This is a genomic window from Klebsiella sp. S69 (assembly GCF_016516145.1).
Taxonomy (GTDB): Bacteria; Pseudomonadota; Gammaproteobacteria; order Enterobacterales; family Enterobacteriaceae; genus Klebsiella; species Klebsiella oxytoca.
The window spans coordinates 47,709-68,277 of sequence record NZ_JACVUU010000005.1 but is presented as its reverse complement, the minus strand read 5'-3'; the positions used below and the strand labels follow the sequence as shown (position 1 = coordinate 68,277).

Below are 20,569 nucleotides of genomic sequence, written 5' to 3'. Positions count from 1 at the left end.
TTTACAAAGACAAATCCTGCAGGCGCTCCGACAGTTCCCCGGAAGCGGACTGCTCAGCGTCGATATCTTCCTTGACCCGTTGATACCAGGTCGTTTCATCCCACAGCTCAAACTTATTGAACTGCCCGACCAGCATCACTTCTTTTGTCAGCCCGGCATGTTGCCGCAGCACCGGGGCTATTAATAGCCTCCCGGCGCTATCCATCTGACATTCGCTGGCATGTCCCAAAAGCAAACGCTGTACGCGCCGCTCGGTGGGGTTCATGCTCGATAAACGCGATAATTTTTGCTCGATGATTTCCCACTCAGGCAAAGGGTAAAGCAGCAGGCATGGGTGATGGATGTCAATGGTGCACACCAATTGACCGGAAGCGTCCTCGATCAGCCCGTCGCGGTAGCGCGTCGGCACGGCCAAACGGCCTTTACTGTCGAGATTGACTAACGTTGCCCCACGGAACATGCCAGCCTCACCCCTTTTCGCCACTTTACCCCACAAATTCCCACAAGAAGGAGTTTACGGAGCGGAGGAAAAGCTTGTCAAGCCAGCACGAATCCCAACAGAGCTCAAAAACCCATTATTTACAGCCGATATTCGCCCTGAGGAAAAATCAACCAACAAACGAGGCAAATTAACGTTATGAATATCGGTAAGAAAACAACCAACAAACTTGTAACAGTTAAAAGCAGCAAAATATCTTCTGAGGGAAAATATAAAGTGTCAGTTTGCGACGCGAGCGGCATTTTAGGCCATTCTGATGACCGTTAACAGCACCAGTTTTCATTGGGGAGGCTCTCTTACTGCGGGGTACAGCGCTTTTGGCGAGCATAAGCGTGAGGAAATGAGTGTTAATTCAGCAACTCATCCGCCGAATGTAACAAAATAATACAAATAAATACGCTAATCCTTTTATCGGTTAATTAAACCGCTAAATAAATGGCGCTAAGAATAGAATTAAAAGAGATGTCAGGAAGATTAAGGATTTGTCTGAAAGATCCTTAACCCTGCAATTTTTACGTCATTTATCCAGATTATCGCCAGACGCGTCTCCGTCTGGCGAATTTTCTACGAATAATCCTGGTATTGTGCTCAGCGACGGTTCAGGCTGCCGCGACGATAAAGGTTGCGCCGTATGCGGCTTAAACCCGGTTTGGGCTTCCGCGGTTCATCAAGGCTGGCGAGCACGATCTCCAGCACGCGTTCCGCGACATCGCGGTGGCGCTGAGCCACGGCCAAAACGGGGCACTGGAGGAAATCCAGCAGCTCGTTATCGCCAAAAGTGGCAATGGCCAGTTCAGAAGGCAGCTTCCCTTCCCGGCGCAGCGTGACGTCCATCACCCCCTGCAGTAACGGAAATGAAGTTGTAAATAGCGCCTGAGGCATCGGATGAGTTTCCAGCCACTTTTCGAAAAGCTGGGCCGCGGCTTCTCGCTCATAGCTATTTGCATAGAGGAAATGTACCTCTCGGGGATCGTCCTTCCACGCCGTACGGAATCCCTGCTCGCGCAGGAAGCTCACGGAAAGCTCCGGCAAAGCGCCGAGATACAGCACCGTTTCAGCGGGAAACTTACGCAGCTCCGCACCAAGCATTTCGGCATCATCCTGATCGGCACCAACTACGCTGGTGAAGTGTTCTCGATCGAGAGCGCGGTCGAGGGCGACAATCGGGAAAGGATCGTTAGCCCAGCGCTGATAGAACGGATGTTCAGGCGGTAATGAGGTGGAAACGATAATCGCGTCGACCTGTCGCTGCAGCAGATGCTCAATACAGCGCATTTCGTTATCCGGCTGATCCTCGGAGCAAGCGATCAATAGCTGATAGCCGCGCTGGCGCGCCTGACGCTCCAGGTAATTAGCGATGCGCGTATAGCTGGTGTTTTCCAGGTCCGGGATAACCAAACCGATAGAACGCGTACGTCCTGCACGCAAGCCTGCAGCAACCGCGTTGGGGTGATAGTTGTGCTCACGAACGACCGCCATCACCTTCTCAACAGTTTTATCGCTAACGCGATACTGCTTCGCTTTACCATTAATCACATAGCTAGCGGTCGTTCGCGAGACGCCGGCCAGCCGGGCGATTTCATCCAGTTTCACAATTGCCCCTTGGGTAATAAGTACAGAACATAACCATTCTTCAGGTACGAGCTCGTTTTTATAACATCTAAGCGCAGAAAAGTAAGCGCAGCAACCGCTTTAGTCCACAGTTCCCACCGAATTCGCAAAAAAATAGCCCGGCACGCTGTGTCGGGCTATTTTTACGTCAGTTTCAGGGCTCAACGCATGATTTTGTCACCGCGAGATAAACCAACCACGCCCGAGCGGGCGACTTCAACAATTCGCGCCACGTCGCGCAGAGAAGCCAAAAACGCATCCAGCTTGTCGCTGGTTCCCGCCAGTTGAACAGTATAGATAGACGGCGTGACATCGATAATTTGCCCGCGGAAGATTTCCGTATTGCGTTTCACCTCATCGCGTCCATAGCCGCTCGCCTGCACTTTCACCAGCATAATTTCACGCTCTACGTGCGCGCCTTGCCCAAGCTCGTTAACGCGCAGAACGTCGACCAGCTTATGCAGCTGCTTTTCGATCTGCTCAATGGCTTTCTCATCACCAACGGTTTGAATCGTCATGCGGGAGAGCGTCGGATCGTCCGTCGGCGCTACCGTCAGACTTTCAATATTATAACCACGCTGGGAAAAGAGGCCGATCACGCGGGATAAAGCACCCGATTCGTTCTCCAGTAATACTGATAATATCCGGCGCATAATCAGGTCCTCTCCGTTTTGCTCAGCCACATCTCGTCCATACCGCCGCCGCGGATCTGCATAGGGTATACATGCTCACTGCCATCAACCGTCACATCGACAAAAACCAGTCGATTGTTACGCACCTGCGCCAGCGCCTCAGCGAGTTTCGCTTCCAGTTCCTGCGGGTCGCTAATACGAATGCCCACATGGCCATAGGCTTCCGCTACGCGGGCAAAATCAGGCAGTGACTCCATATAGGATTGCGAATGGCGGCCCGAATAGAGCATATCCTGCCACTGCTTCACCATCCCGAGGTAGCGGTTATTCAGGTTCAGCACCAGCACCGGCAGCTCGTACTGCAGCGCGGTGGAGAGCTCCTGGATATTCATCTGGATACTGCCATCGCCGGTGACGCAAATGACCGTCTCTTCCGGCAGCGCCATCTTCACGCCAAGCGCAGCAGGAAGGCCGAACCCCATGGTTCCCAGACCACCCGAGTTGATCCAGCGCCGCGGTTTATCGAAAGGATAATAGAGAGCGGCGAACATCTGATGCTGACCGACGTCGGACGTTACGTACGCATCGCCGTTAGTCAGCCGCCAGATCGTTTCAATAACCGCCTGCGGTTTAATCTTGCCGCTTTGCGTGTCGTATTGCAGGCAGTGACGCGCGCGCCACTGTTCAATTTGCTGCCACCAGTCGCGAATTTCATCGAGTGGCTGCTGTGTCTCCTCGTGTTCGAGCAGCTCCAGCATCTGTTCCAGCACCAGGCGAGCGTCACCCACAATAGGCACGTCGGCAGGAACGGTTTTGGATATCGAAGTCGGATCGATATCAATATGCAGCACCGTAGCGTTCGGACAGTAGCGGGCCAGGTTATTCGTCGTACGATCGTCAAAGCGCACGCCAACGGCGAAAATCACGTCGGAATTGTGCATGGTCATATTGGCTTCATAGGTCCCATGCATGCCCAGCATCCCTAATGCCTGCTGGTGCGACGCAGGGAAAGCGCCCAGCCCCATCAGCGATGAAGCTACCGGTAACTTCAGTTTCTCAACCAGCGCGTATAGCTGCGGTTCACATTGCGCATTGATCGCCCCGCCCCCTACATAAACGACCGGTTTTTTTGCCGCTATCAGCGTCTGCAGCGCTCGCTTAATCTGCCCTTTATGACCGGACGTCGTCGGATTATAAGAACGCATGCTAACCGTATCCGGCCAGCTGTAGGGCAGTTTTTTAGCCGGGTTGAGAATATCTTTCGGTAAATCCACGACGACCGGACCAGGGCGCCCGCTGGCGGCCAGCCAAAACGCTTTTTTCAGTACGCCGGGGATATCTTCGGTTTGCTTAACCAGAAAGCTGTGCTTTACCACCGGTCGGGAGATGCCAACCATGTCGCACTCCTGGAAAGCATCGTAACCGATTAAGGAGGTCGCGACCTGGCCGGAAAGAATCACCAGCGGGATGGAATCCATATAAGCCGTCGCAATGCCGGTGATGGCGTTGGTCGCCCCCGGGCCCGAGGTCACCAGTACCACTCCGACTTCGCCCGTTGCGCGAGCAAGACCATCCGCCATATGAACGGCCGCTTGCTCATGACGGACCAGAACGTGATCGATTCCGCCAAGGGTGTGTAACGCATCATAGATATCGAGGACCGCGCCCCCGGGATAACCGAACACCTGCTTGACGCCCTGATCGACCAGCGACTGGACGACCATTTCGGCTCCTGACAACATCTCCATGGTTTGCCTCCCGGCTTATTGTTTTTAACGACAGCGGAATCCGATTTCCGCGCGCTCGCACAAGACGAAGCGCAATAGCTTCGCATTGAGATGAATAGACTGCATGCCGTTACCATAACTGCTCGCTTACGGGCAGGCAATTGGCGAGCGTCGGCGCTTGACCGGCATTAAAAGAATAAAAGAAAGATTCGCAGGTAAAACACGGTGAAAAACTTCGGCGATAAGAAAATATGATAGTCAATGCTCGGGGAAAATAACCAACAGCAGCAAATCATCCATTTTTTATCTGACCGCGTTGGTTACCGAACAATGCAAACAGAATAAAATTCTGCATTTAGTGATTTTTGTCACACAAAGCAGGAGCCGAAGCCCCCGTTTGTATTGCGACAGTTTAGCGCTGGCAGATACTCACCAGCAATTCTTCCATCCACTGATGGCCTTTATCGCGGCCTGCCGCTTCATGCCAGGAGAGATAGCAGGTACGGCTATTGACCTTCAACGGTAGAGGTAATATTTGCAAATCCAACTTATCGGCGAACTCGCTGGCCAGCCAGCGCGGCGCGATAGCGACCATATTGGTTTGGGAAACAACGTTTAATACGCTAACCATTGCGTTGCCTTGATAGGCAATACGAGACTGTTTATCCGCAGTGTCATACCATGGCTGACTAAATGATGCGTAACGATCAAGAGCGACAACGGCGTGCTCCTCCTGATAAATATCATTTTCCATCAGCGGCCCGGAAATACGCGGATGCTTGCGACTTGCCACCAGTACCATTTCATCTTTAAATAAAGGTACGCAGGCAAACTCAGGACGACGAAACTCTTCATAACCAATAACGAATTCAATTTCCTGATAGCGTAATTGATGTTCCGTGTTTTGATTCAATGCCGATTTAAAGACCAAATGAATGTTGGGCGCAATCTCGCCAACTTTGTTGAAAATAACCGAAGTTAAAGCGTTATCCAGCGGGCTGCACACGCATAAATTAAAGACCCGCTCGCTGCTGAGCGGCTCAAAGCCCGAGCCCGGTAATTCGTTTTGCACCAGCTGCAGAGCCTGCCGTACGGAACCAAATAGCTGGAAAGCCCGCGCCGTAGGCTGGATGCCGCGCCCATAACGAACAAACAGCTCATCATTAAACATCACTTTCAGGCGCGAGACCGCATTGCTGACCGCCGGCTGGGACATTCCCAAAGAGTGCGCCGCACGGGTGATATTTTGCTCCTGCATTACCGCATCAAATACGGTTAACAGATTGAGGTCGACCATCCGCAGCTGGGGTTTTGTGTTTTCTACCTCAGAGGTCGACTTATATTCAGTACCTTCATTTAACATATTTAACTCCACTGTCACGCTAAATTCCCTTTGCCAAAGTGCAGTAATTAATTCTCAGAATATCATTTATCATGCATATGACATTTACAAAAGGGCAAAGATGAATTTTAGGAATATATCAAGGTTATGAGTGGCGACGAAAAGTCTGCATTTGAAAGTACCCGCGACCACTTAAACCATATTGTTTACTTGATAAAATCAAGTGTACCCATAAATATCAAAAATAAACAATAACAGCAGTGGTTAACTTTAACTTAAGCATTATTAAAATATCAGCTTAAGCCATCCTTAAACTTCACATTTTATTATCATTGATAATGAACCATCATATTCACAAACACATTCACAAAACAAATAAGTTTATAATTTTCATCAGGATATCATCCTGCGCGACAGCGATATCCATGAAGATTCAATTGAAAATAAAAATTATCAAATGGTGAAAATAACTCAACATGAAGTGATGTCCAAAAAAGGATCATCGGCCAAAAAGCGCGATCGTCAGCACAATTAGCTAATGCGCCTGTTAGGTAAAAAGACGTTTTCTACGCCCGGGGGTTGACATCAAAACCCATATCCAGTAACTCTAAAAGCATAACGATTTCATCTGGAGCATGACGCAATGATTCGCAGCATTCGCTTTCTCAGCCTACTACTACTAAACGCATCCATTTTGCGCGGTAGGCTGTTGGGCGACGTTCATCGTTAAGTCATCTTCCAGCAAGACTATAAAACCCGCGCCAATGCGCGGGTTTTTTTATGCTCGCTAGCAAGGCGCCAGGACACAGACCAAGGATCTAAACCATGAGCCAGCAAGTCATTATTTTCGATACGACCTTACGCGACGGTGAACAAGCGTTACAAGCCAGCCTGAGTGTGAAAGAGAAACTGCAGATTGCTATGGCCCTGGAGCGGATGGGCGTTGACGTGATGGAAGTCGGTTTTCCGGTTTCATCCCCGGGCGATTTTGAATCCGTGCAAACCATCGCACGCACCATCAAAAACAGCCGCGTTTGCGCGCTGGCCCGCTGCGTTGAAAAAGATATCGACGTTGCGGCGGAATCGCTGAAGGTCGCGGAAGCCTTCCGTATTCATACCTTTATCGCCACCTCACCGATGCACATCGCGACCAAGCTGCGCAGTAATCTGGATGAAGTGATTGAACGCGCCATCTATATGGTTAAGCGCGCCCGCAACTACACTGACGACGTTGAGTTTTCCTGTGAAGATGCTGGCCGTACGCCGATTGCGGATCTGGCCCGCGTCGTCGAAGCCGCGATAAATGCCGGCGCAACGACCATCAATATCCCTGATACCGTTGGCTACACCATGCCGTTCGAATTCGCCAATATCATAACCGGCCTGTACGAACACGTTCCCAATATCGATAAAGCCATTATCTCCGTCCATACCCATGACGATTTGGGTATCGCGGTGGGTAACGCCCTCGCCGCGGTCCATGCCGGCGCTCGCCAGGTTGAAGGCGCAATGAACGGCATCGGCGAGCGCGCGGGTAACTGCTCGCTGGAAGAAGTGATTATGGCGATTAAAGTGCGCAAAGACATTATGAATGTGCACACCCGCATTAATCACCAGGAAATCTGGCGTACCAGCCAGACCGTCAGCCAGATCTGTAATATGCCGATTCCTGCCAATAAAGCGATCGTCGGTACCGGCGCCTTCGCCCACTCTTCCGGTATTCACCAGGATGGCGTGCTGAAGAATCGCGAAAACTACGAAATCATGACGCCAGAATCTATCGGTCTGAACCAGGTACAGCTGAACCTGACTTCCCGCTCCGGCCGCGCGGCGGTGAAACACCGTATGGAAGAGATGGGCTATAAGGACAGCGACTACAACATGGATCACCTGTATGAAGCGTTCCTGAAGCTGGCGGATAAAAAGGGCCAGGTATTTGACTATGACCTGGAAGCGTTAGCCTTTATTAACAAACAACAGGAAGAACCGGAGCATTTCCGTCTGGATTACTTCAGCGTGCAGTCCGGTTCCAGCGACATCGCAACCGCCTCCGTGAAGCTGGTCTGCGGCGAAGACACCAAAGCTGAGGCCGCCAACGGCAACGGGCCGGTTGACGCCATCTACCAGGCGATTAACCGCATCACCGGCTATGAGGTTGAGCTGGTCAAATATGACCTGAACGCCAAGGGTCAGGGCAAGGATGCGCTGGGCCAGGTGGACATCGTGGCAAACTACAACGGCCGCCGCTTCCACGGCGTTGGCCTGGCGACGGACATCGTGGAATCCTCCGCGAAAGCGATGGTTCACGTCCTGAACAATATCTGGCGCGCCGCTGAAGTCGAAAAAGAATTGCAACGCAAAGCTCAGAATAAAGAGAACAATAAGGAAACCGTGTAATGTCGAAGAATTACCATATTGCTGTTTTACCAGGTGATGGTATTGGCCCGGAAGTCATGAACCAGGCAATGAAAGTACTGGAAGCCGTTCGCAACCGTTTTGATATGCGCATTACCACCAGCCAGCATGACGTTGGCGGTATCGCCATCGATCGTCAGGGCACTCCGCTGCCTCAGTCTACCGTTGAAGGCTGCGAGCAGGCTGACGCAATTCTGTTCGGCTCCGTTGGCGGACCGAAATGGGAGCATCTGCCGCCCGCTGAGCAGCCGGAGCGCGGTGCGCTGCTGCCCCTGCGGAAACACTTTAAATTATTCAGCAACCTGCGTCCGGCTAAGCTGTATCAGGGGCTGGAAGAGTTTTGCCCGCTGCGCGCCGATATCGCCGCCAACGGCTTCGACATTTTATGCGTGCGTGAACTGACCGGCGGCATTTACTTTGGCCAGCCGAAGGGTCGCGAAGGTAGCGGTCAGCATGAAAAAGCATTTGATACCGAGGTATACCACCGCTTCGAGATTGAGCGTATCGCGCACATTGCCTTCGAATCCGCCCGTAAACGTCGTCACAAAGTGACTTCTATTGATAAGGCTAACGTCCTGCAGTCCTCTATTTTATGGCGTGAAATCGTTAGTGAAATCAGTAAGCAGTATCCTGACGTTGAGCTGTCGCATATGTACATCGACAACGCCACCATGCAGCTGATTAAAGATCCTTCTCAGTTCGACGTTCTGCTGTGTTCCAACCTTTTCGGCGACATCCTGTCTGACGAATGCGCCATGATTACCGGTTCGATGGGCATGCTGCCGTCAGCCAGCCTCAACGAGCAAGGCTTTGGTTTATATGAACCAGCAGGTGGCTCCGCGCCGGATATCGCCGGCAAAAACATCGCTAACCCTATCGCACAGATCCTCTCGCTGGCGCTGCTGCTGCGCTACAGCCTGGATGCCGACAACGCGGCCACTGCGATTGAGAACGCGATCAACCGCGCATTAGAAGAAGGCGTACGTACCGGCGATTTAGCGCGCGGTGCGGCGGCGGTCAGTACCGATGAAATGGGCGATATCATTGCCCGCTATGTCGCTGAAGGGGTGTAATCATGGCGAAGACGTTATACGAAAAATTGTTTGATGCTCACGTCGTTTATGAAGCGCAAAACGAAACCCCGCTGCTGTACATTGACCGTCATCTGGTTCATGAGGTGACCTCGCCGCAGGCGTTTGACGGCCTGCGCGCCCATAAACGTCCGGTACGCCAGCCGGGTAAAACCTTCGCCACGATGGATCACAACGTATCGACGCAAACTAAAGACATTAATGCGTCCGGCGAAATGGCGCGTATCCAGATGCAGGAGTTGATTAAAAACTGCAAAGAGTTCGGCGTTGAACTGTATGACCTGAATCACCCTTACCAGGGCATCGTGCACGTGATGGGGCCGGAACAGGGTGTGACCCTGCCGGGCATGACCATCGTCTGCGGCGACTCCCATACGGCAACCCATGGCGCATTCGGCGCGCTGGCATTCGGTATCGGCACCTCCGAAGTCGAGCACGTTCTGGCAACGCAGACGCTGAAGCAGGGCCGCGCCAAAACCATGAAGATTGAGGTCAAGGGTAAAGCAGCCCCGGGCATCACCGCCAAAGATATCGTTCTGGCGATTATCGGTAAAACCGGCAGCGCCGGCGGCACCGGTCATGTTGTCGAATTTTGCGGCGAAGCCATCCGTGATTTAAGCATGGAAGGCCGTATGACTCTGTGCAATATGGCGATCGAAATGGGCGCGAAAGCGGGCCTGGTGGCGCCTGACCAAACCACCTTCGATTACGTGAAAGGCCGTCTGCACGCGCCGAAGGGCCAGGATTTTGACGAAGCCGTCGCCTGGTGGAAGACCCTGACTACCGATGATGGCGCGACGTTTGACAGCGTTGTCACGCTGCAGGCGGAAGATATTGCTCCGCAGGTCACCTGGGGCACCAACCCAGGGCAAGTGATATCCGTCACCGACATCATCCCGGATCCGGCATCGTTCAACGACCCGGTAGAGCGCGCAAGCGCGGAAAAAGCGCTGGCCTATATGGGGCTGAAATCTGGCGTACCGTTAACCGAAGTAGCGATTGATAAAGTCTTTATCGGTTCCTGCACCAACTCGCGCATCGAAGACTTACGCGCGGCCGCCGAGATCGCTAAAGGCCGTAAAGTGGCGCCGGGCGTTCAGGCGCTGGTCGTCCCAGGTTCCGGCCCGGTGAAAGCGCAGGCCGAAGCGGAAGGTCTGGATAAAATCTTTATTGAAGCCGGTTTTGAGTGGCGTTTACCTGGCTGCTCTATGTGCCTGGCGATGAACAACGACCGCCTGAATCCGGGCGAGCGCTGCGCTTCCACCAGCAACCGTAACTTTGAAGGCCGTCAGGGCCGCGGCGGGCGCACCCATCTGGTTAGCCCGGCCATGGCAGCCGCGGCGGCCGTTACCGGTCATTTCGCCGATATCCGTAGCTTGAAATAAGGAAACCCTCATGGCAGAGAAATTTATCCAACATACCGGCCTGGTGGTTCCGCTGGATGCCGCGAACGTCGATACTGATGCAATCATTCCAAAACAGTTTCTGCAGAAAGTCACGCGTACCGGTTTTGGCGCCCATCTGTTTAACGACTGGCGCTTCCTGGACGATAAAGGCGAACAGCCTAACCCGGAATTCGTGCTGAACTTTCCGGAGTATAAAGGCGCCTCTATCCTGCTGGCGCGAGAAAACTTCGGCTGCGGCTCCTCCCGCGAGCATGCGCCGTGGGCGCTGACCGATTACGGTTTTAAAGTCGTCATCGCGCCCAGCTTCGCCGATATCTTCTATGGCAACAGCTTTAACAATCAGCTGCTGCCGGTCACGCTGAGCGAAGAACAGGTTGATGAGCTCTTTAAGCTGGTCCAGTCTCAGCCCGGCATTAAGTTTGAAGTCGATCTGCAAGCCGAGGTCGTGAAAGCTGGCGATAAATCCTGGAGCTTTAAAATTGACGCTTTCCGCCGCCACTGCATGCTTAACGGCCTGGACAGCATCGGTCTGACCCTGCAGCACGAAGAGGCCATCTCGGCCTATGAGAAAAAACTGCCGGCTTTTATGAATTAAGGCGAACCGCCATTGCTATCTCAGCCCGGACGAACATCCGGGCTTTTTTCTGCCGATGAAAATGAGATCTAGCGCACATATATAATATCCAGACTGATTTGATAGATAGAAAATTTTGCCGATAAAAAAATAAATCATTATCAATTGGGCATCTATTCAATCATTCACCTACTTTTTTTGTGTCATTCCACAAGTACAAGTAAAAATTCGATTGAAATATTTAAGATAAAAACATGAATATGTGAATCGAATGTTAATCCCATAGAGTCCCCCTATAGCTCCACGCAAAAAAAAGCATTATTTTTCTATTGGACGCCTCGTTATCTTTCCCCACAGAGAAATATTAACTTTGGACCGGCCAGGATCGCCCAATAGCGGCCATCAGGCATCCAGTGGAGAGAGCATATGAGCCACTACCCCCATCTTTTTTCCCCGTTGACCATTAACGGGATGACAATAAAAAACCGCATCATTATGCCGCCAATGGGGACCAACCTGGCGAGCCTGAACGGTGAAGTCACTCAGGAACAGATTGACTACTATGAGCTACGCGCGCGGGGCGGCACAGGACTCATCACTATCGAGAATATTTGTATCGATTTTCCATTCGCTTCTAATGGCACAACCCAGCTGCGTATCGATAACGATCAGTATATTCCGCGCCTGTTCAAATTAACCGAAACCTTACATAAACACGGCGCCTGCGTCGGTATTCAGTTAAACCACGCTGGCGCATCGGCCTATGCATATCGCCTGAACGGTGAAATGCCGCTTTCCTCTTCCAGCACGCCGTCCAAAAAGAACGGTAATATTCCCCGTCCGATGACGCACGACGAGATATATCATGCCGTCGATAAGTTTGGTGATGCTGCGGAACGCGTTCGCCGCGCTGGTTTCGACTGTGTGGAAATTCACGCCGGCCACTCTTATTTAATTAGTCAGTTTTTATCACCGCTGTTTAATAAGCGTACCGATGAATTTGGCGGCAGCGTAGAGAATCGCGCCAGAATATTAACCTTAATCGTCGATAAGGTACGCGCCTGCGTTGGTCCGCGTTTCCCGGTCAGCCTGCGTATTAGCGCCGATGACTTCCTGGAGGGCGGGAATACGCTCGAAGATTCCTTGCGGATCCTCGAATTGTGCCAGGAGAAAGTCGATATTATCAACGTCTCCGCCGCGCAAAACGACAACCTGAATTTCCAGATTGACCAGATGTCTCTGGAAGATGGCTGGAAGCGCTATCTCTCCCGTGCGGTACGCGACAAATTCCACAAGCCAACGGTAATTGCCGGCAATATCCGTACCCCGAAAGTCGCTGAAGATATTATCGCCAGCGGCGATGCTGACCTGATAGCCATTGGCCGCGGACTGATCGCCGAGCCGGAGTGGGTACAAAAAGTGCAGAGCGGTAACGAGCGTTTGATGCGGAAATGCATCTCCTGCAACATCGGCTGCGCGGATCACCGCATCGCCCGCTCCCGCCCTCTGCGCTGCTCGATTAACCCGGATATTATCCACGGCGATGCCTATAAACAGCAGCGCGTTATCCGCGATACCAACGTCGTGGTTATCGGCGCGGGTACGGCGGGAATGGAAGCGGCCTGCACCGCGGCGGAAGTCGGCTGCCATACCTGGCTGCTGGAAGAGAAGCACAGCATCGGCGGACTGGCCAGCGAGATCTCCCTGCTGCCGGAGAAAAAGCGTATCGCCGATTTTCCGCAGTTTATGAAAAACCGTATCGCCTCGCTCGATAACCTGATGCTGCAGGTCGGCAAGCGCGCCACCGTGGCATCCGTTTCCGCTCTTCGCCCGGATTTAATCGTCAACGCAACCGGTTCAGTTCCTCTGCTGCCGCCAATTGAAGGACTGCGCGAGAACATCGATGTCGAAGGCGGAAACGTCTTCTCCATCACCAACATGATTCATCATCTGGACCAGTTTGCCGATGCTACAGGTAAACGCATCGCTGTCGTCGGCGCAGGCGCCGTAGGTCTGGATGTTATTGAATACTTCTCCGCGCGCGGCGCCAGCGCCGTGCTTATCGAGATGCAGGACGCGCCGGGACGCGACCTGGACATCATTACTAAAAATGCCATGTTGACCATGCTCGATGAACATCACGTGGAACAGCACATGCGTACGCAGCTGGTTGCCGTCACCCCAACGCATTTCACCGTTAAAAATGCGGATGGCACCTTTGACATTCCTTTTGATTACGGCTTCGTCTGCCTGGGAATGCGCGCCAATACCGCCGGTCTCACTGAGATTGAACAATGGGCCAGAGCCAATAACGTAAAAATAATGAACATCGGCGACAGCCTGATGGCCCGGCGAATCATTGATGGCGTGCGCGAAGGGCGCAACGTACTGGACACCCTTGAAGATATGGGCGCTCTCGGCAACCGCGAATCGACAAAAATTCCATTTCTAACATATTGAGGACTTTATCATGGCAGAACGTATTACTGGACACACCGAGCTGATTGGCCTGATTGCGACCCCGATTCGTCACAGCATGTCGCCGACTATGCATAACGAAGCCTTTGCCCATCTGGGACTGGACTACGTTTATCTGGCGTTCGAAGTAGGTAATGAAGAGCTGAAAGATGTCGTACAGGGTTTTCGTGCATTAAAACTGCGCGGCTGTAACGTCTCCATGCCGAACAAAACGGAGATTTGCCAGTATCTGGACAAACTCTCGCCGGCGGCAGAACTGGTTGGCGCGGTGAATACCGTGGTGAACGACAATGGCGTCCTGACCGGCCATATCACCGATGGCACCGGATATATGCGCGCGCTCAAAGAAGAAGGCATTGATATCATCGGCAAAAAGATGACCGTTCTGGGCGCTGGCGGTGCGGCAACCGCGCTCTGCGTTCAGGCCGCGCTTGATGGCGTCAAAGCGATCTCCATCTTCAACCGCAAAGATAAATTCTTCGCCAACGCAGAACAGACCGTTGCCAAAATCCGTAATAACACCAACTGCGAGATCCACCTGTTCGATCTGGACGATCATGACAAACTGCGCGCGGAAATCGACAGCAGCGTCATTCTGACCAACGCCACCGGCGTGGGGATGAAACCGTTTGAAGGCCAGATGCTGCTGCCTGACGACAGCTTCCTGCGCCCGGACCTGATCGTTTCTGACGTGGTCTACAACCCGCGCAAAACTTATCTGCTGGAAGTGGCTGAGAAAAAAGGCTGCCGCACCATCAACGGTCTGGGGATGATGCTCTGGCAAGGCGCGCGCGCTTTTGAAATCTGGACAGGCAAAGAAATGCCGGTTGAACACGTCAAAAATATCCTGTTCTAAGGATGGGCGCGATGAAAAATCAATATGTCCCAACGGCAGCTGGGCTATATCTTAACTATCTGATCCACGGTATGGGGGTTTTGTTAATTACCCTCAATATGGCGAATCTGCAGGAACAATGGGGAACCGACGCTGCCGGCGTCTCCATCGTTATCTCGTCGCTCGGGATCGGTAAGCTCGCCACGATCGTGACAGGATTCCTGTCCGACCGTTTTGGTCGTAAACCCTTTATCTATCTCGGCATAGCCAGTTATGTGGTGTTCTTCCTCGGTATTCTGCTGACGAAAAACATCTATCTGGCCTACTGCTGCGGCATTATGGCGGGCCTGGCGAACAGCTTCCTCGACTCCGGTACCTATCCGGCGCTGATGGAGTCTTTCCCTAACTCCGCCAGCCGGGCTAATGTGTTGATCAAAGCCTTTGTCTCTGCCGGGCAGTTCCTGCTGCCGTTCATTATCGGTGCGCTGATATGGGCGAATATGTGGTACGGGTGGTCGTTTATCATCGCTGCAGCATTAATGATCCTGAGCGCGGTCTACCTGATAAAAATGCCTTTCCCGGATCATCGGGCGAAAAAGGAAACCGCAGAGAAATCAGTGACTGCCGCCGCCGCTCCGCAGGCGGACTCCGGCAAACTGGATATGGTCATCTTTACCCTGTACGGTTACATCGGTATGGCGACTTTTTATCTGGTAAGCCAGTGGTTAGCGCAGTACGGCGAGTTCGTTGCCGGCATCCCTCACGAGTCGGCTATTAAACTCTTGAGCGTCTATACTGCCGGTTCACTGACCTGCGTATTCGTCACTGCGGCTTTTGTTAAAGAGGTATTCAGCTCAGCCGTCGCTATGATCATCTACACTTTCCTGTCGATGATTTCACTGCTGATCGTTTGCCTGTTCCCGACGCCAATGATTGTGACCGGCTTTGCCTTTATCATCGGCTTTGCCGCCGCAGGCGGCGTGCTGCAGATAGGCGCGACCATCATGGCCATGAGCTTTCCGAACGGGAAAGGCAAAGCCACCGGGATCTTTTATACCGCAGGAAGTCTGGCCAGCTTTACGATCCCGCTGATTACGGCAAAACTGTCGAAGATTGGTATCGCCAGCATTATGTGGTTCGATCTTCTGATCGCTATCGTCGGCTTTGTGATCGCCCTGTACATCGGTTATCGTCAGCTTCAGGTTCGCGCCGCTGCAAAAACATCCCGCGTTGCAGCAACCGCCTGATGGTCAATGACAAAAAGAATAATGGATACCAACATGACTAAAGCAGTAACAGTAAAAAACATCACCTTCCAGGAAGGGGAAACCTTAATCTGCGTACCGCTGATCGGCAAAACGCTTGCCGAGCTGCAGACTAACGCACGCGCGCTGGCTACCGCCGGAGCCGATATTATCGAATGGCGCGTCGATCACTTCACCCAGGTCAGAGAAACTGAGCAGGTTCTGCTGGCGCTGGGCGAAATTCGCCAGCTGCTGAAAGAGATTCCTCTGCTGTTTACCTTCCGCAGCAAAAAAGAGGGTGGCGAAACGGAAATCAGCGACGAAGCCTATTTTGAGCTGAATCGCCAGGCGGCCGTTAGCGGTCTGACCGACGTGATTGATATCGAGCTGTTCAACGACGAAGCGCAAATTCGCTCGCTGGTGAGCGATGCCCACGCTGCGGGCGTTAAAGTTATCATGAGCAATCACGATTTTCATAAAACGCCGGCTCAGGAAGATATCATCTATCGTCTGCGTCGCATGCAGGATCTTGGTGCTGACCTGCCGAAGATCGCGGTTATGCCACAGTCGCCGCAAGATGTTCTGACCCTGCTTTCGGCAACGCTGACGATGAAAGAGAAGTATGCCACTCGCCCATTAATCACGATGTCGATGGGTAAATCCGGCGGCGTGAGCCGGGTAACCGGCCGTTTGTTCGGTTCAGCAATGACCTTTGGCACCGTCGGTCAGGCTTCTGCGCCAGGGCAAATCGCCATTACCCAGCTGCGTGAACTGATGGATATTCTTTCCTGATGAAACCATCGCCCGGAGGTCACCCTCCGGGCATCTTGTTATCTGATTTTTTGGCTGTCATTAATAATGACATCTTTAAATGACTGAATGGCCGGGGAAAGTACCCGCTCCTTCATAGTCGCCAGATAGATATAACGCGGAGGAATGGCATTTTTGATCGTCAGGATATGCACGTTGTAATACGACAGCGCGGAAATTCTCGGCATAATCGCAATACCGTAATCAATACTAACCAGCCCCGCCATCGCCGTATCCTCATCAACGTAGCAGGCAATATCCGGAACCAGTTTTTGCTGCATAAACACGTTATCAATAAAAGGTCGCAGACCGCTATTTTCTGAAAAATAGATATAGGGGTAGTGGATCGTCTCCACCAGGTCGACTTCATTTTCATAAAGCCTGGCCAGAGGATGATCTTTTGCCGTCACTACGACCAGTTCTTGTTGAATAATAGGAATAAAGTCAATATCCGGTTCATCCGCAATATAGGAACAAATAGCCAGATCGCTTTTTCCGGCTTTCAGTTCCTGGAGAAGGGTTAACGAGGTTCCCTGAGTAAAAGAAAATGTCACATTGTGACGAGATGGTGACAGCGAATATTTGTTAATTAACTGCGGAACAACATATTCGCCCATGGTATAAATAAATGCAATGCGAATATTTTCTTTGTTCTCAGCGCTATTTTTTTGCAACGTCATACGGCCATTTTCTAACGAGGCCAGCGCATCTTCCACGTAGGGCAGAAAGCGCCTACCATTCTGCGTAATCTTGACATTGCGCCCTTTCCTGGCAAATAGCGCCACTCCCAGCTCTTTCTCCAGTTCAGATATGGCATGGCTCAGGGACGGTTGGGTGATAAAAAGGCTGGAGGCAGCTTCAGTGTAATGCTCAGTTTCTGCCAGTCGCTTAAAATAATAAAGTTGCTTTAGGTTCATTATTTTTGCTCGTATAATATAAAAATAAAACTAATGCGCTTAATATACCATACAAGCTATCTATGATGAGCCGGAAAGGAGAAATATCGGAGTCATATCAAATATTGTTTTACCATTTCGTTCCAGGGGTAACAAGGCATGACCAATCATCGATAGAGTCAATACTTAAGCAGAGTATTTCTGCATGCATAAATACATGCAAAAATATTTTAAACTTTAAAGGAACTCTCTATGAGGACACTCAATGCTCAGGAACGGCCGATTTTGCCGTCGGCCACGCAAAAGCGAACTAAAACACGAATTGTAATTTTAATGTTACTATCGATCGGGACGATGATAAATTATCTCGATCGTACTATTTTAGGTATTGTTGCACCTAAGTTAACGAGCGAAATCCATATCGACCCGGCGATGATGGGTATCGTTTTTTCCGCTTTCGCCTGGACCTACGCGCTGGCACAAATTCCCGGGGGAATGTTTTTAGATCGCTTCGGTAATAAATTAACTTACGCGCTTTCTATTTTCTTCTGGTCAACTTTTACCCTATTACAAAGCTTTTCCGTAGGCTTAAAATCATTGCTGCTGCTGCGATTAGGTTTAGGCATCAGCGAAGCCCCCTGCTTTCCGGTGAATAGTCGGGTCGTGAGTAAATGGTTTCCCCAGCATGAACGCGCTCGGGCAACGGCGACTTACACCGTCGGTGAATATATTGGACTGGCCGCATTCTCTCCGCTACTTTTTTTAATTCTGGAGCATCATGGCTGGAGAACGCTATTTTTCCTGACCGGCGGCCTGGGCATTGCATTCACTTTTGTGTGGTGGAAATTTTATCATGAACCGCATCAATCAAAGACTGCAAATAAAGCAGAGCTGGAATATATCGGCGTAGAAAATACGGCTAGCGCCGATGAAAATATCCCGTTTAACTGGCCCGATGCCAAACGCCTGCTGTGCTGCCGACAGATTATCGGCGCCAGCCTGGGGCAGTTTGCCGGTAACACCACGCTGGTTTTCTTCCTGACCTGGTTCCCCACTTATCTGGCTAACGAACGCCATTTACCGTGGCTTCACGTGGGTTTCTTCGCCTCCTGGCCGTTCCTGGCCGCGGCTATCGGTATCTTTTTCGGCGGTTGGGTATCCGATAAAATCTTAAAGAAAACCTGTTCCGTAAATATTAGCAGAAAGCTACCCATTATTTCCGGGCTGCTGCTTTCGGGCTGCATCATCATTGCTAACTGGGTCGAGAGTAACACCGCTGTTATTATTATTATGTCGATCGCTTTTTTTGGTCAGGGCATGGTTGGACTCGGCTGGACGCTTATTTCAGACATTGCGCCTAAAAACATGGGCGGACTCACCGGGGGGATCTTCAACTTCTGTGCAAATATGGCGTCAATTATTACCCCGTTAATTATCGGGGTCATCATATCCATGACCGGTAATTTTTTCTACGCACTGATTTATATCGGTTTAACCGCGCTGATTGGCGTTATCGCTTATATTTTTATTATCGGCGATATAAAAAGGATCGTGTTGAAATAACCCGCCCGGGACGCTGCCCCGGTAGCCAGCCGGGGCGGTAACGACAATCAGATATCTTTCACCCGGCTGGTCATAAATAGCGTCACCAGCGAGATAGCGGCAATTGTCCAGTAGACGCTGGCGTGCCCATAGCTTTGCGACAGTGCGCCCTGAATCACCCCGGCCAGAATCACCCCGGTAGAGATACTGTTGGTAAACAGCGTCGTCGCGGCGCCCGCCCGTCCGGGCATCAGATCCTGAAACCACAGCATGCCAATGCCGGCAACAATGCCGATAAACACGGCATTAAACAGCTGTAACACCAGCAGCGCCACGCGGTCGTGAAACAGAATCAGACCAATATAAAACAGCACGCCCGCCGCCACCGCAGTCACCATCATCTTGCGTTTCCCCCAGCGCTTAACGTAATAGCCCGCCAGGATCATCGCCGGGATCTCCAGCCCGGCGGCGGTGCCCATCAGAATCCCCGCGAGGCTATCGGGAAGGCCAAGATCGCTACTGATCCACAAAGGCATATCAATGATATACATGGTGTTGCAGGTCCACATCAGCGTCGAGGCAATAAACAGCATGCGTACGTTTTTATCGTGCCATCCTCCGGCCTGTACCAGAACTTCAGCGCCTTCCGAGGGTTGTTCAACGCGGGCGACCGAGGGTAGCTTGAAGGCAATCAGCGCCAGGCTAATAACAAAGATCCCGGCAGCAATCGAAAACATGGTGGTGAAGCCGTAGTTCAGCGCCAGCATAAAGGCCAGCGGCGGGCCAATAACCCATGCCAGCGAGAGCTGCGCACGCATTATCGAACTGAACATCACCACTTCACGCGCCGAGCTATCAGCATATTCCCGCGCGAGGGCAAAAAGCTGCGGCATCGCGGCATTCGCCACGGAGGCCAGCATAACCCCGCAGGTAATCAGCGTCAGATAGTGGCGATTAAAAGCAAACAGCAGCGCGTTTCCCACCGCCATCAGGCAGCAAAACATAATCAGCCGTCGACGATCGCCCCGACTATCGGAGCGCTTAGCCAGCGCCAGGCTGACCAGTATGCCGGCAATGGCGTTAACCGTATAGAATAGCCCTACCCAGAAAGGCTGCGCGCCCACTTCGCGGCTGAGAAATAAGCTGAGCGTCGGCGCCTGCAGCGCGCCTGCGATTCCCATCATGAAAGCGACAAGCATAAAAGCGGCGTAAACGCCGTTAAGACGTCGACCCATCGTCATTAACCACAGCATGAAATATCCTTAAGCACGCGAAGAAAACGAAAAAAGCCAGCAGAAGTTTTCTGCTGGCGGGTGATTCTATACTCTATGGATTTCGAGTTGCGGGCAGGCGGCCAGAACGTAAGTCCCTGGGAACATAGATAACTATGTGACCCGGGCGAGCGGGCGCAGCCAACGCACCTGCAGCTTGAAAGACGACGAGTATAACACCAATACTCAGTCACAC

At 51.9% G+C, this 20,569-nt stretch carries 17 protein-coding genes; 10 read left to right on the top strand and 7 right to left on the bottom strand.

Features of this window, described 5'->3' with window-relative positions; all coding sequences use genetic code 11:
* Window position 1: 1 nt before the first annotated feature.
* From mraZ to leuO, 5 genes are all read right to left on the bottom strand, one after another.
* Window positions 2-460, bottom strand: coding sequence for a division/cell wall cluster transcriptional repressor MraZ (gene mraZ / locus IAE27_RS06705; protein ID WP_004108122.1), 459 nt, complete (start codon window positions 458-460; stop codon window positions 2-4).
* Window positions 461-1,087: 627 nt separating this feature from the next.
* Window positions 1,088-2,092: a catabolite repressor/activator gene (gene cra, locus IAE27_RS06700; RefSeq protein WP_004098577.1), complete on the bottom strand. Its 1,005-nt coding sequence runs from the start codon at window positions 2,090-2,092 to the stop codon at window positions 1,088-1,090.
* Window positions 2,093-2,271: 179 nt separating this feature from the next.
* The gene (ilvN, locus tag IAE27_RS06695; RefSeq protein ID WP_004098573.1) at window positions 2,272-2,763 is read right to left on the bottom strand and encodes an acetolactate synthase small subunit; all 492 of its coding nucleotides are present in this window, start codon (window positions 2,761-2,763) and stop codon (window positions 2,272-2,274) included.
* A gap of 2 nt (window positions 2,764-2,765) precedes the next feature.
* Window positions 2,766-4,490, bottom strand: coding sequence for an acetolactate synthase 3 large subunit (gene ilvI / locus IAE27_RS06690; RefSeq protein ID WP_004108124.1), 1,725 nt, complete (start codon window positions 4,488-4,490; stop codon window positions 2,766-2,768).
* 391 nt (window positions 4,491-4,881) lie between these two features.
* Entirely contained in the window at window positions 4,882-5,850 is a 969-nt protein-coding gene (gene leuO, locus IAE27_RS06685; RefSeq protein ID WP_097365569.1) for a transcriptional regulator LeuO, read from the bottom strand.
* A gap of 604 nt (window positions 5,851-6,454) precedes the next feature.
* On the opposite strand from leuO, the gene leuL reads away from it, so the two are divergent.
* The 9 genes from leuL (at window position 6,455) to aroD (ending at window position 16,646) form a co-directional block, all read left to right on the top strand.
* Window positions 6,455-6,541 (top strand): leu operon leader peptide, encoded by an 87-nt coding sequence (leuL, locus tag IAE27_RS29970; protein WP_009654551.1) that lies wholly within the window; start codon window positions 6,455-6,457, stop codon window positions 6,539-6,541.
* 95 nt (window positions 6,542-6,636) lie between these two features.
* Window positions 6,637-8,208 (top strand): 2-isopropylmalate synthase, encoded by a 1,572-nt coding sequence (gene leuA, locus IAE27_RS06675; RefSeq protein WP_070555823.1) that lies wholly within the window; start codon window positions 6,637-6,639, stop codon window positions 8,206-8,208.
* Entirely contained in the window at window positions 8,208-9,299 is a 1,092-nt protein-coding gene (gene leuB, locus IAE27_RS06670; RefSeq protein ID WP_004108145.1) for a 3-isopropylmalate dehydrogenase, read from the top strand. The genes leuA and leuB overlap by 1 nt, the downstream gene beginning before the upstream one ends.
* Before the next feature lie 2 nt (window positions 9,300-9,301).
* Entirely contained in the window at window positions 9,302-10,702 is a 1,401-nt protein-coding gene (gene leuC / locus IAE27_RS06665) for a 3-isopropylmalate dehydratase large subunit (RefSeq protein WP_004108147.1), read from the top strand.
* 10 nt (window positions 10,703-10,712) lie between these two features.
* Window positions 10,713-11,318, top strand: a complete 606-nt coding sequence (gene leuD, locus IAE27_RS06660; RefSeq protein WP_004108149.1) for a 3-isopropylmalate dehydratase small subunit — start codon at window positions 10,713-10,715, stop codon at window positions 11,316-11,318.
* A 405-nt stretch (window positions 11,319-11,723) separates the two neighbouring features.
* Window positions 11,724-13,757 carry an FAD-dependent oxidoreductase gene (locus IAE27_RS06655; protein WP_004108151.1) on the top strand — a complete coding sequence of 678 codons (2,034 nt, stop codon included), beginning with the start codon at window positions 11,724-11,726 and terminating at the stop codon, window positions 13,755-13,757.
* 10 nt (window positions 13,758-13,767) lie between these two features.
* Window positions 13,768-14,631 carry a shikimate dehydrogenase gene (locus tag IAE27_RS06650; RefSeq protein WP_004108154.1) on the top strand — a complete coding sequence of 288 codons (864 nt, stop codon included), beginning with the start codon at window positions 13,768-13,770 and terminating at the stop codon, window positions 14,629-14,631.
* Between the two features lie 11 nt (window positions 14,632-14,642).
* Window positions 14,643-15,857: an MFS transporter gene (locus tag IAE27_RS06645; RefSeq protein WP_016807515.1), complete on the top strand. Its 1,215-nt coding sequence runs from the start codon at window positions 14,643-14,645 to the stop codon at window positions 15,855-15,857.
* Window positions 15,858-15,890: 33 nt separating this feature from the next.
* Window positions 15,891-16,646: a type I 3-dehydroquinate dehydratase gene (gene aroD, locus IAE27_RS06640; protein WP_004108159.1), complete on the top strand. Its 756-nt coding sequence runs from the start codon at window positions 15,891-15,893 to the stop codon at window positions 16,644-16,646.
* A 38-nt stretch (window positions 16,647-16,684) separates the two neighbouring features.
* Here aroD and IAE27_RS06635 read toward each other — a convergent pair whose 3' ends face one another.
* Complete coding sequence (locus IAE27_RS06635; protein WP_004108162.1) at window positions 16,685-17,581, bottom strand: LysR family transcriptional regulator; 897 nt, start codon at window positions 17,579-17,581, stop codon at window positions 16,685-16,687.
* 231 nt (window positions 17,582-17,812) lie between these two features.
* On the opposite strand from IAE27_RS06635, the gene IAE27_RS06630 reads away from it, so the two are divergent.
* Entirely contained in the window at window positions 17,813-19,123 is a 1,311-nt protein-coding gene (locus IAE27_RS06630; protein ID WP_200092167.1) for an MFS transporter, read from the top strand.
* 47 nt (window positions 19,124-19,170) lie between these two features.
* Here IAE27_RS06630 and IAE27_RS06625 read toward each other — a convergent pair whose 3' ends face one another.
* The gene (locus tag IAE27_RS06625; RefSeq protein ID WP_004108168.1) at window positions 19,171-20,355 is read right to left on the bottom strand and encodes a sugar efflux transporter; all 1,185 of its coding nucleotides are present in this window, start codon (window positions 20,353-20,355) and stop codon (window positions 19,171-19,173) included.
* Window positions 20,356-20,569: the final 214 nt, after the last annotated feature.